The organism is Bacillus sp. FJAT-27225, from assembly GCF_001685025.1.
Classification (GTDB): domain Bacteria; phylum Bacillota; class Bacilli; order Bacillales; family Cytobacillaceae; genus Bacillus_D.
On record NZ_MAYU01000021.1, the window covers coordinates 702,483 to 715,373 of the forward strand.

The window sequence follows — 12,891 nt, forward strand, 5'->3', positions numbered from 1 at the left end:
AAGGATTAGTAATAGTAATTGGTTTCTTTGCTGCTTGTACCATTTAAAACCGTCCCGAGCACCTTTCCCTCCGAAGCCTTAAGAACTTCAATGGCTTTTTGGGCATCCTCCAATTGTGTCACTTTATTTCGGACCACGAGAATAGAGCCATCACATAAATTGGCAAGTATTTGGGTGTCTGTTAGAACTAAAACTGGCGGTGTATCAATCAAAACGATGTCATAGTGGCTTTTTGCTTCCTGAAGCAACGTTTCCATTCTTTTTGAATCAAGCAGTTCAGATGGATTAGGCGGAATGGGCCCGGACGTTAAGATATCAAGATTTTCAACCTCGCTTGCAACGACGGCCTCTATCAAGGTTGCCTCACCCACGAGAATATTGCTGAGCCCCCTATAATTCTTGACACTAAACGTATAATGGACAGTTGGTTTCCGTAAGTCAGCATCTATTAATAAAACAGATTTGCCATGCTTGGCAAATACAACTGCAAGATTGGCGGTGGTCGTGGACTTGCCTTCCCCAGGAGATGCCGATGTAACCAGTAAAGTCCGTACATCAGCATCAGCAGAGGCAAACTGGATATTTGTCCTCACTGTCCGATACTGTTCAGAAATATAGGAGCGTGGGTGTAGTTTTGTAATTAAAAAACGGGGGCTTGTTTTAGACTGGGCTTTTTCACGACTCAACAGAAGCTACCACTCCTTTTTTTTCGTTTGCAGAATCCTCATCTTTATACATTTCTTTCTTTCCGACATGAGCAATGACACCCAAAACTGGAGTCTTTAATTTTTGCAGAATATCTTCTTCTGTTTTAATTTTGTTGTTTAAATTTTCAGCCAAAAATCCAATGCCTGTACCTGCCATCGCCCCTAAAATCAATGCAACAGCAATGTTCAGCACTTTGTTTGGTGAAACGGGCTGTGGATTAGAAGGTACTTTCGCCTCGGATATTACCTTTACATTGTCCACATTCATTAACTCGGGCACTTCCGACTGAAAAATGGAAACCGTCGTGTTAGCGATTTTGGCTGCCATTTCCGGATCATGGTCACTTGCCAGGACCGTAACGACCTGTGAGCTTTCCCCACTTGATATCTCGACTTTTTCCGCTAACTTTTCGGTTGAAAGATTTAACTCTAATTCCTCTGCAACACGGTCCAAAATAATCGGGCTAAGCAGTATGGCCTTATACGTATTGATTAACTCCACATTTGTCCGGATGTCGTTCTCTGAGAAAACCTGGCCGGGGACAGGATTCTTCTGGACGACTAAAAACTGCGTGCTGTTTTGGTAAACAGGCTTTAGGACAAAGAAGCTGAGAATTGCTGCAATAATCGCTGAACCAACAGTTAAAGATAGAATTAGCCACATCCACTTCCTGATTATTTTTACTCCCTCTCTTAGGGAAAATCTTTCTTCCATGGATTTACCTCCCTTTAAGTAAGTACGATTTAGAGTGCTATGTTCATAGTTATGTTCGTCCATTTCATTTCATGAATCCTGTGGAAGAAAAGCTCATATTTACCTATTGGGAGGAATAGAAATAAGGTGTGGCATTGGACATTAGCATTGGCGGAATATCCGGAAATGCTTTAAGGAAGGGATATGGAGGATGAAAAAGGCAATAAAAATCTTCATCATACTGTTAGGTGTTATAGCAATTGGAATAGGGGGGTTCGTCTTTTATGTCTATGATTCCGTAAAAGATACAGCGGACCAAATGCATGAAGACATAAAGCTGAACAGACCCGAGAGTAAACCGGTCATCACCCAAAATAGCCAGCCATCAAATCAGCAGACTTCACCATCCCCTCAGCCCATCAGCATATTAATTATGGGGGTAGACGAGCGAGCAGGCGACAGAGGCAGATCCGATACTTTAATTGCCATGACGTTGAATCCTGAAAAAGAAACGATGCAAATGGTAAGCATACCGCGGGACACAAGAACTGAGATTATCGGCCGCGGAACCATTGATAAAATCAATCACGCTTACGCGTTTGGCGGGACAAAAATGTCAATTGAAACTGTTGAAAACTTCACTGGCGTAAAGATGGATTATTTTATCCGAGTGAATATGAGTGCTTTGGAGACCCTTGTTGATGCGGTAGGCGGGGTGACTGTCCATAATGATTTGGACTGGTTTGATGAGGGATATTATGAACAGGAACAGGGATACCATTATAAGAAAGGTGAGATAGAACTCAACGGGGACATGGCACTAGGGTATGTCAGGATGAGATATCTTGATCCTGAAGGCGATTTCGGCAGGAACAGACGGCAGCGGCAGGTTATCGAGGCTTTTATAAATAAGGCTGCTTCCGTAACTTCAATAACCCGGTTTAAAGATATATTGGCAGCTCTCGGTGATAATGTAAAAACAAACATGACATTCGACGACATGATGGCTATCCAAAAGAATTACCGCGCGAGCAGGAACACGATTACCCAGTATCAAATCCAGGGCACAGGCAAAAAAATAAATGGTATCTATTATTTCATTGTGTCCGATCAGGAAAGAGCAAAAGTAACCAGCCTTCTGAAAGGGAATCTGTAGTATATCAATGCGAGAAAAAAGCAAGTACCTGGGAATATCCTGGTACTTGCTTTTTATTATCCTTTTTCCAATGCTCTATTGAATAATGTCACCTAAACCACTGGTTTGTAAATATATAAGAGGAACTTATAAGTTTAGCTTTTAATTTTCACTACAGGCGCTTCGCTTTCCGTGGGGCGGGCGGTGAGCCTCCTCGGCGCAAGCGCCTGTGGGGTCTCACCTGTCCCGCTGCTCCCACAGGAGTCTTCGCGCCTTCCGTTTCAATTAAATTATTTTTCTTTGTTCCTCTTATATATATTAGTTTGAGTGCACTTCGAAGGGTAACATCCAACTCTGGTATTCCGGTTGCAAATCCCCTTGCAATTATCCCCAAAATACGAGGTCTCCCATTTGGATCGACTCTATGCCTCTTTCCATGGCGAAAAGTATGCTGCCCATTCTTAAGACAGATGGCAACCCTCCACACCCTTTCTTATGATTGATTTCAAATATTTGTTATATAAAAGAAAAAGAGAGAAGTGCTGATAACACTTCTCTGGTCGAATACCGGAATTATTATGATCAAATTCGAACTTTTATTTCTTCTTCACCATGATAGTCGATGTTGTCACAGTCGAGTTCCCTGCATTGTCGGTTGTTTTATACGTAATCGTATAAATTCGGTCCCCGCCGCTGCGTTCATCCCTCAAATAAAAGTCAGTATCTGCCGTTCCATATACCGCGCCCTGGATATCCGGTTCAGGTATTTTTCCGCCCTTTATTACATCAGGCTGGCTGCTTGTGATGGATGCGAGTTCAAACGAAGCAATTCCGGATACCGCATCGCGGGCATCGACAGTTGCTTTCACATAGACAAGCTTACCGGTGCCGCCAACAATGACAGATGGATTAAAGGTGACATTCAACACTGGCTTCGTTTTGTCAATTTTCACTTGAACTGTTTTTATGTCCTCTGCATTACCTGCATGGTCCACGCTTCGGTACTCCAGTTTATTGATTCCTTCAGAAGATACAACAATGCCTCCTGTATACGTTGCCCAAGCACCGCCGTTCAGCCTGAATTCAGTCTTGGCCACACCTGAATGGGAGTCACTGCTTATAAGGCTTACCGTTGTGTCACTGTTAGACCAGCCTTCCTTAACGGAAGAAGTGGTCGTTGGTGCGGTTTTATCAACTTTCACTTGCACCTGCTTGGTTGCTTCCACATTGCCTGCCTTGTCGAAGCTTCTATACTCAAGGATATTTACACCCTGCCCGCTCATCGTGACCGGGCCAGTGTATGCAGTCCAACTTCCTCCATTTAGCCTGTATTCCGTCTTGGTTACATCTGATAGTGAATCAACAGCTGTCAGGATTACTTCTGCATCACTGTTGAACCAGCCATCCTTGACGGAAGAAGTAGTCGTTGGAGCGGTTTTATCGATGATGAACTCCACCTTCTTTACATCCTCGACATTGCCCGCGATATCAACACTTCGATAGTCAACTGTGTTTTTGCCTTCCGTTCTAACATAGGTTGGAGTGAGATAGTGTGTCCAGGTTCCGCCATTCACTCTGTATTCTGTTCTTGCTATACCGGACGTTCCATCCTGGGCAAGGAAGGATAGCGGTACATCCACCTTGACAGGATAAGAAGGAATATCACCAATCGCTGTCACCGGTTTTTGGGTGTCAATCTTGATTGTGTTGGATTTAACAATTTCTTCATTGCCGGCTTTGTCGATGCTCATATAGTCAACCGTCGCTGTTCCGTCAATTAAAAGACTAAATGGACCTGTGTATTGTTGCCATTCCCCTCCATTGATTCGGTAAAGAGTTTTTTCAACACCGGCATCATTGTCGTTAGCAGTTAATGAAACCGACACACTAGAACCAAACCATCCGTTCGTTCCAGTTTTGCCCTGGACATCGATCGATGTTACCGTGGCAGAAGTATCCGGCGCCTTCACACTAATGTTGTATTGAGATAAATCCCTGTGTTCAAAGGTTCGGCCTTTTGAATCCTCCAAACTATTATAATAGGTAAAGAAATTACCTTTGTTATCAACCACTTCGATTGCATAGAGCGGCCAGGTGCCGGCTGGGTCGGATACGCTTATCGCCAATACCCCTTCATACCTGGAAGTCTCAGGATTATAGGATAACTCTAAATCCCTTGTAACGTAGCGGCCAAGAGGAGTTGAATAATAAACAAAGACTTGCTCCACCCCGGACAAATCGTCAACAATGTCCGCCGACAGATGTACCTGTTCCCCCAGCATGATAGTAGTTTGAGAAACTGAAAATCCGTTTAACTGCGGCGGTGTCGTATCCCCTACAGTTCCTATAACTTCTATATTATAAGCGCTTAAATCTTTTACTTCGTAGTAACCACCTTGATACGGTGTCTCCCCATTTCGATAAGTATAATGGTTATTTAACTTATCCCCCATTTGGATAGTGCCAATCGACCAAATGCCAGGCAAATCGTAAGGGTCGGCATAGAAGCTGCCTTCAAATTTTCCGGTTTCCTCGTTATAGGCCAGTTCAATCGGTTTGCCGCCTTCACTATCCCCACTCGGCGGTACATAGCTTACGTAAACATACTCAACCCCAGACCCTTCTTCAATAATATCTGCTGATAATGTAATGGACTCTCCGCCATTTGCCCTTGTTGAGGATAGAGAAAAACCACCTAGCCTCGGAGCGGTATCATCGACCAAGGTGCCATACACTTCAATCGTGTAGCCAGATAGATTCCGATATTCATAGGTTGATCCCTTATATGGAGTTTCCCGATGATAAATCCGATATCCATTCCCCTGTCTGTCCTTTAAATAAAGCGATGAAAGTTTCCACTGGCCCGCATCATCATATGTAGAAACATCGAATGTTCCCTCATAGTTTGCTGTCTCTTCATTGAAGTTTAAATAGACAGTTTTTGAGCCGCCTGTTGGACTACTATAATAGGCATACGCATAATCTACACCCGATTCCTCTTCGAACAATTCCGCACTCAGCACAATTGATTCGCCAACAGTAGCTTGGGTCCCAGATAACGATAAACTTGTTAGCTTTGGAGGCGTCACGTCACTTGTTGCAACCCCTTCAGCGACCGGAGATAATAGTGAAACCACCAGAAACAAGATTGTTAACCTAGACAGCCATTTTCCCCTTTTGCTTGTAAAATTCAATTCTCTCCCACACCCCTAATGTAGTATTTAATTACTACTTAATTTTACCTTAATTACCCAATATTGGTATATATAAAATTCTCTACAAAAGAAACTATATGTTCTTTTAAAAGAACATATAGTTCAATGAAGAAACATTAAAGAAAACATCCTAGCACTTCAAGAGCACAAAACTTCCAGATACACCGAAAAACCGGAAGGCTACAAAATTTATCTGACCCCCAGCAGCGGGAAAATTATTCTGAAAATCTATTAAACCGGGTTTAAGGCGAAAAAAATAATCCCCTTCTACTTGTAGAGGGGGATTATTCCGTAATAAGACCATTCCGTAAAAATCAAGTGGCGTCTGGACCTGCTGGAAAACAGTTTCCACGTTAAAGGCTGTTTTCGCAAACTTTGTTGCTAATAGAAAGGACAAAGGTTTACTATCCTGTAGTTGATTGGAGCGGAAGGTGCGAGACTCCTGCGGGAGCAGCGGGACAGGTGAGACCCCACAGTCGCTTTAGCGACGAGGAGGCTCACCGCCCGCCCCGCGGAAAGCGAGCATCCTGGAGTGGAAATCAACTACTACAAAAAACAACAATTTTTTTAGAAAACAGCCTAACTAAAAAAGACCAATGCAATTGCATTGGACTCATTCTTTATCTCTCAAAAAACTTTGAATATGCTTAAAGAAAGTGTATGGATCCACTGTAACAAAGCTGCCCTCCGGAATAAGCAGATTTTTTCTTAGATGGATTTCTAACTCCTCCAGTAGTGGAGCTAAAACCGATCGTTCTGTTTCATCAAATGAGAATTCTACCCCATATTGGTGAATGTTGGACCTCATTTCCCTCATCCATACAACTGATCCAACCATATTAACCTTGCTGCCCAATATCTCCGTTTCAAATTCCAAGATGATATCGCGATGAACGGGCAATCTTATATTTGACAGGAACCGTAAACCTCCCAGTCCTAGATCTTGGATCAACACTTTTGTCTTTCCAAGTTCCACGTTTCTGCCATGAATTCGTATTAAGGCCATCGATGCACGTAAAGGAAAGTCAAGATTAACTCTAGGGAACTTTCGTTTCTCCTCAATAACATGTTTTTCCTTATCGTGATTGTGAAGATCTATTTTCCCCTTTTTTAATAAAGCAGCAAACTCATCCGCAGCGACTGGTTGGGAAAATAAATACCCCTGAATTATGTTACAGTTGTATTCTTTCAATATTTCCAGTTGTTCCACTGTTTCTACACCTTCAGCGACCACATCCATTTCGAGATGTTGTGCCAATTCAATGATCGTTTTTGTAAAAAAATTCGAGTTGTCTACGTCTGTTCTGCTTAATTCGTTAATAAAGGAGCGATCAATCTTTAACGTATCAATTTTTCCTTTAAACTTTTTAAGGGAAGAAAGCGACGAATAACCTGTACCAAAGTCATCCATGAGAACTTTAATGCCTATCTTCCTTAATTCATCCAGCATGGAGAAAACCACTTTCTCATTTTCAAGGAGAGAGGTTTCGACTATTTCAACTTGAAGATAGCGTGGATCAAGCTGGGTTTTTGCTAAAGTTTCTTTAATATTTTCAAGTAATTCCTTTTGTAAAAAGCGATGGGCCGAGAGATTGATTGATACAGGAACCGCCGGCAAACCAGCATCCTGCCATGCTTTATTTTGACTGCATGCCGTTTCTTTAACCCACTTTCCTATCTCCAGAATAAGCCCGGTTTCCTCTGCGATTGGAATAAATTCAACAGGAGAGACGATTCCCCATTCTGGGTGATTCCATCGAATAAGCGCTTCGGCACCAACAATTTCATGAGTAGCCGCGGAAATTTTCGGCTGATAATATAACTCCAACTGATTCATTTCCAACGCTTTTCGAAGGTCAGATTCCAGCATAAATTGTTTATAAGCTTCTGTATTCATGGCAGGGTTGAAAATTTGATATGTATTCCTGCCTTTACCTTTCGCTTTATATAGAGCAGAGTCGGCATGCTTCATGAGGGTTTCAGTGTCCTCTCCATCTTGTGGGAAGGTGCTGATCCCAATACTTGCTGTAATGAATAGTTCATATTGTTCAATATCGAAAGGCTGCTCCAAAGATTCTATCATTGTTTTTGCATATTCTATAACGCGATCGATATGGCCTGTATTTGGCAATAAAACAACAAATTCGTCTCCACCCATCCGGGCAAGGACGCCATCATTCCCAAGACAATGGCTTAATCTTTTAGAAACCTTTTTAATCAATTCATTCCCTATCGTATGGCCAAGTGTATCGTTAACATACTTGAAACGATCCAAATCCAGCACCATGACAGTCACTTGCTGATGGGATGTTAGACTGTTGATTAATTCTTGTTCCAACTTTTCATAAAATAACCTGATGTTCGGAAGGCCCGTCAAAAAATCATGATACGCCAAATGTTCATTCAATGCAGTTGCCTTTTTGTGTTCTGTTATATCTTGAAGTGAAGCTACCATAAATGGCTTCTCCTGAAGATAAATCTTTTTGGAATGGGACTCGATTTCGAGGATCGCTCCATCGTTCCTTATGATCCTGAAGGTATGAGTCCTGCCTCTTTCACCATTCATTAACTCTCTACTGAGAGAGATTAAATCAGACAAATCGTCTGGATGAACATAATCTTGAAAAATGACCTTGGTTCCTTCTGCTATTCCTAACATTTCGTGAAATCTTTTATTTCCATATGAGACAGTTCCGTCTTCCGAAACAATATAAATTCCGGCAAGGGCTTCCTCTACAATACTGCTAAATTTCAATTCAGATTCTGCGAGCATCCGTGCAGATTCGTGGATATCGGTAATATCCTTTGCTATCCCAAAAATACCAATCACTTTTTCTTCAGATTTTACAGGAATGATAGTTAATAGAATCAAAACAGACTGCCCATTTTTATGTACTAACGTCGTGCAAGCAGATTGTTTTTCTCCAGTTAGAGCCTTTCTAAAAAGCTCCTTATAATTTGACATTTCATTTAATGAAACAAATTGCTTTAACGGCTTTACTATCATTTCCTCTTGAGTGTATCCGAGGGTTTCAGAAAATAAGTCATTTATTTTCACAATGATACCAAGATTATCCAAAAAGAAGATCATATCAGGGTTATGTTCAAATAACGAACGATAGAACATATCAACATCCTCGGTTAAATTTGTTCTAGAGGGGACATTCGCTGCGTTATCAATTGATTTGTTATCCATGATCCTCCTCCTCAAAAATCAATTTTTTAATTGATTTCACTATTTTTTCTTTTACCGATTATACCACATTTTACCTTTCCTATAGTAGAATAATTTCATATCTGCATTTTCCTAATTAATCCGATTCCAACAAGAACCCATAGGGGCTGTTGCCAGGCAATTGAAGCTACTAGTCAACGCAACGTAATACATGATATGAAAATGGCTTAAAGAACTGTATCACGTGTTACAGCTATGATCTTCTTATGAAAAAACTGCCACGGATCTGTTCCGCAGCAGTTTTAATTATTTATCCTTAAGCTCCTTAAGTTCGTTCATTAACTGATCGGTACGCTTTGCATTTCCTTCTGCGAAATTTTCGAGCCGATTCTTAAGTTCAGCGTCGTCATGGATATTGTCGGCTGTGATTAAATACGTCCGCATCAGGTCCTCTTCCACTTCGAGTGTATGTGACAGAACTTCCTCCAGCTTTTTCTTATCATCATTCATGCTTCCGCCTCCTTTACAAGTATCATTCTCTAACCTTATTCCCATTATCCGCCACGCAAAAACAGCAAAAGGCACCCAGCTCACGGATGCCCTCTTTTACTGTGCAATATGAAAAAAGACCAGTGCTATCTATTACAGGACATCTTAGATATACACTTTTATGCTATATGTAACAACCGGTGGACATATTATATTTAGGCTGTTTTCGTTATACAGATATATTTAGTCGTTAAATTACCCATCCCAAAGGTTCAAGAAAGTAATAGGGTCGTTGATACATGGTTATCAACGACCAAAAAGCCTGGGAGAGAGTAAAAAGGTCGTTGATACATAGTTATCAATGCCCAAAAAGCCCGTGAGAGAGTAAAAAGGTCGTTGATACATAGTTATCAATGCCCAAAAAGCCCGTGAGAGAGTAAAAAGGTCGTTGATACATAGTTATCAACGACCAAAAAGCCCGTGAGAGAGTAAAAAGGTCGTTGACCACCCAAACCGAAGTCTTCCGCCAGGTCTCATCCATTACTTCCCTGAGAACCAACCGTACTAGCAGGCTCATTTAGCTGTATGGTCGAACGTATCCCCTGGGCATCAAGCAGTTCGATAACCGTCTCGAGCTCCTTCTTTTCAGTAACCACCATAAAATTCGATGTCATAAGCTTCTTATTATATTGAAAACTTAGCTTATATCCATAGTTCGCACGGGAGTCAAGCCCATATAAAGCATGCCAGCGGACAATCCTCTCAACAGAATATTCCTTTATATCCGAAGTAGCGATGAATTTGCTGTCCAGAATGATTCCATTGGGCACAATATAAAAGTTGGCGGGGTGCTTGACTGCGTTTAGCATCAAAAAGAACAGATAAGCAAAACTGAAGAAGGAAGGAGAAAGCCAGTCGGTAAAGAATACAATAACTAGCAAGGCTGCCAAAACAATGAGGGCCGCACCTGTTCCCCATTTAACAATTTGATAAGATCTTGTCCGCTTCGAGAGCCTCGCTGTATTTTTCCATTCCCCAGCAAAAAGAACACTTGAAAAATGCTCTTCTGTCACAGGGAACAACGCATTTTCCGACAGGTCAATCGCCTTCTTAAGATTCACGAAATTCCGTATTAAATAATAAATACCAATTATTAAAATGGCTGAAAAGATTATAGTATTCACAAGGCACCTCCATTTGTTGCTTCGTCTAAGCAGTTGTTCTTTCTTCACAATTTGAATAGTAATCTATATAATGGATATATAAGTAAAGAGAGAAGTGCTGGTAACACTTCTCCCTGCAACCCTACCGTCAGGGTGGTGGTTGTCACCGGTTAAGGCTTATGAGAACCACCCCTTTTGCTTCCGACGGCGCGGGGTGGTTTTCTCGTTTTCAAGAACGTTTTTCCGAAAAAAATGTGCAGATGTCTCCCGCACAATCCCTTTCAGAATTTCACGAATGAATTCAAGAAATATTTCCATGGCATCACCTCCTTTCCGAATTGGAAAGAAGAATGACAACCAACCACCCTCACCATATACAGTTGCAACTCTATGGTACCATATCCCCTATTGCAAAAATGAAATCAATCTTCGACAAAATTCGCAAGCTCCATCCACCCGAGTAGACCCCTTTCACTTCTTTTTAGTGGAACGACTTCGATACTCCTGCTATCTTCCTAGTCTTTCTGACCCTTCCCACATCTGGTAAATGCGTCACCTTTAAAGGCAAATAATTAATCATTAATATCACAGAATTTTATAGTAATAAATTTATATCTTTCGATGTATCATTTATAACAAGGAGGGGTTGTGATGGAAATAAAAGAAATTTTACTTAGTATTGATCAATCATTAAAAAGCATTTCTCAATCAATGGAAAAACTTACTGTTACTATGGCCAATGGTACTTTTCAAAAGAAGCAAGAGCCTAAGCCCGAACGGAATTATGATGGTGAAATTGATTTAAATAGCAAGGAATCATTGCTTTTTATGAAAATTACCGATGTTTATATTGCTGAAGAAAGGGCTCGGATTGAATCAGGAAAAAGTAAAAAAGCAGCGAGAAGACTATCTGTAAATATTGGAGAAGAACTTGTAGAATTCTTTTCAAAGGAACTATTTTCGTTAAGAATCGAAGTTGAACGCTCAAAAATCGGTGGGTTGATTGTTTTTAGCTGGAATGGCACGCCTTTAGCTGTTTTAAAATACTTAACAGACTTAGGCTATTCAAGAAGTGAACGGTTCTATGAATTTATCAATGAAGTTCAAACTCTAGCTGAAGAGGAATTTGCAGTTGATAAGGAAAATGTGTACTTCCTAATTGCCTCCCTGCAGAACGGTGTTGAAAAAAGCTATGTTGAGAATATACTTGGAGAAGCAGTTGAATCCATTCACGACTTTCTAATTAACAAAAAACAGGTCCATAATTTTATAGAATCCTATATCTCCGGTATCCCTACCTACACACATCCCAAATCGAATGTATACATCCTAGCCTCAGACCTCCATCCAAATGTCCTTGCAAACCAAATTTTAGATGACCTTGAAAGAGATTCCGGACTACCAGACTATTATCTTTTTATTGATAACGTCAATAATTACGAATGGCAATCCTGGATTGGCGCATTGGTTCATCAAATTAAAACCCTCTTTAAAAATGAGATTGAGGAGTTGAAAAAATAATGGATACAATACTTTCTCTTGCAAAGGCTTTTAGCGGTTATAAAATCTATCCCAAAGAAAAGTTTACCTCCGGTACACCTGTTGCTGTATTTCAACATTTATATCCAAGCAATTACTTCACAAGGGATGTAAAGGCCATGCTTAACCATCAGAATTACCCCTCAATAAAAAAAGGAGCCGATTTGCCCTGGTGGGGTGAAAATGTTTTTAATGAACAGTGGAAGGGACAGAGAATCATGCTGATTGCACAGGATTCCAATGCATCTGATGCAGGAAGTGTGGTTATGTATTCTCCATTATATACCGAGATAACCAACTATTCGGAGGTTGCCTACAATAGATATATTGATCTGCTAGAGACCAAAGACCTGTTCAAGTATCACAGTTGGAAAAGAGCTCTCCTGCAGATAAAAAGCTGGGGTTTAGATCTAAAATCAATTTACTTCACAGATGCAAAAAAGGTCTACAAGGATCGTATTCCAGGAAAAAAGGATACCTTCGACAACTATCAATCAGCAAAGCTCTTGGAGAAGGAAATAGAAATTGTAAAACCGGACTACATTATTACCTTAGGGAAGCAGGCTTTTGATTTACTGGGTAAAACCACGTTCTTTAAAGATAATAGAACATATGGTGAAGCAGTTGAATGTGGTGAAGTTATTCCCTTAACACATGGAAAACTCATCGTATCCCCTTTTATTACTGGACAATGCCATACTTCAACAAACTTTCAAAAGCGAATAAAAATTGCAACTGAATTAATCCAAAAAGAAATTAGTAATGAAGAGTAAC

10 protein-coding genes are annotated in these 12,891 nt (G+C 40.8%); 3 read left to right on the forward strand and 7 right to left on the reverse strand.

Features of this window, described 5'->3' with window-relative positions; translation table 11 throughout:
• Positions 1-5: 5 nt before the first annotated feature.
• Both A8F94_RS15260 and A8F94_RS15265 read right to left on the reverse strand, forming a co-directional pair.
• The gene (locus tag A8F94_RS15260) at positions 6-686 is read right to left on the reverse strand and encodes a CpsD/CapB family tyrosine-protein kinase (RefSeq protein ID WP_066202132.1); all 681 of its coding nucleotides are present in this window, start codon (positions 684-686) and stop codon (positions 6-8) included.
• Positions 676-1,422, reverse strand: a complete 747-nt coding sequence (locus A8F94_RS15265; RefSeq protein WP_066202134.1) for a YveK family protein — start codon at positions 1,420-1,422, stop codon at positions 676-678. Before A8F94_RS15265 ends, A8F94_RS15260 begins: the two co-directional genes overlap by 11 nt.
• Positions 1,423-1,612: 190 nt before the next feature.
• Here A8F94_RS15265 and A8F94_RS15270 point away from each other — a divergent pair, with 190 nt between their 5' ends.
• Complete coding sequence (locus A8F94_RS15270; RefSeq protein ID WP_066202136.1) at positions 1,613-2,557, forward strand: LCP family glycopolymer transferase; 945 nt, start codon at positions 1,613-1,615, stop codon at positions 2,555-2,557.
• 575 nt (positions 2,558-3,132) lie between these two features.
• On the opposite strand, the gene A8F94_RS15280 is transcribed toward A8F94_RS15270, so the two are convergent.
• From A8F94_RS15280 to A8F94_RS25815, 5 genes are all read right to left on the reverse strand, one after another.
• Entirely contained in the window at positions 3,133-5,730 is a 2,598-nt protein-coding gene (locus A8F94_RS15280; protein WP_066202140.1) for an OmpL47-type beta-barrel domain-containing protein, read from the reverse strand.
• Between the two features lie 634 nt (positions 5,731-6,364).
• Complete coding sequence (locus A8F94_RS15290; RefSeq protein ID WP_066202146.1) at positions 6,365-8,947, reverse strand: EAL domain-containing protein; 2,583 nt, start codon at positions 8,945-8,947, stop codon at positions 6,365-6,367.
• 285 nt (positions 8,948-9,232) lie between these two features.
• A complete protein-coding gene (locus tag A8F94_RS15295) occupies positions 9,233-9,436 on the reverse strand; it encodes a hypothetical protein (RefSeq protein WP_066202148.1) in 204 nt (67 codons plus the stop codon).
• A gap of 512 nt (positions 9,437-9,948) precedes the next feature.
• Complete coding sequence (locus tag A8F94_RS15300; protein ID WP_066202150.1) at positions 9,949-10,599, reverse strand: hypothetical protein; 651 nt, start codon at positions 10,597-10,599, stop codon at positions 9,949-9,951.
• Positions 10,600-10,755: 156 nt separating this feature from the next.
• Entirely contained in the window at positions 10,756-10,896 is a 141-nt protein-coding gene (locus A8F94_RS25815) for a hypothetical protein (RefSeq protein WP_175384437.1), read from the reverse strand.
• A gap of 333 nt (positions 10,897-11,229) precedes the next feature.
• Between A8F94_RS25815 and A8F94_RS15305 the strand changes: the two genes are divergently transcribed.
• Complete coding sequence (locus tag A8F94_RS15305) at positions 11,230-12,099, forward strand: hypothetical protein (RefSeq protein WP_066202152.1); 870 nt, start codon at positions 11,230-11,232, stop codon at positions 12,097-12,099.
• Positions 12,099-12,890: a uracil-DNA glycosylase family protein gene (locus A8F94_RS15310; protein WP_066202154.1), complete on the forward strand. Its 792-nt coding sequence runs from the start codon at positions 12,099-12,101 to the stop codon at positions 12,888-12,890. Before A8F94_RS15305 ends, A8F94_RS15310 begins: the two co-directional genes overlap by 1 nt.
• Position 12,891: the final 1 nt, after the last annotated feature.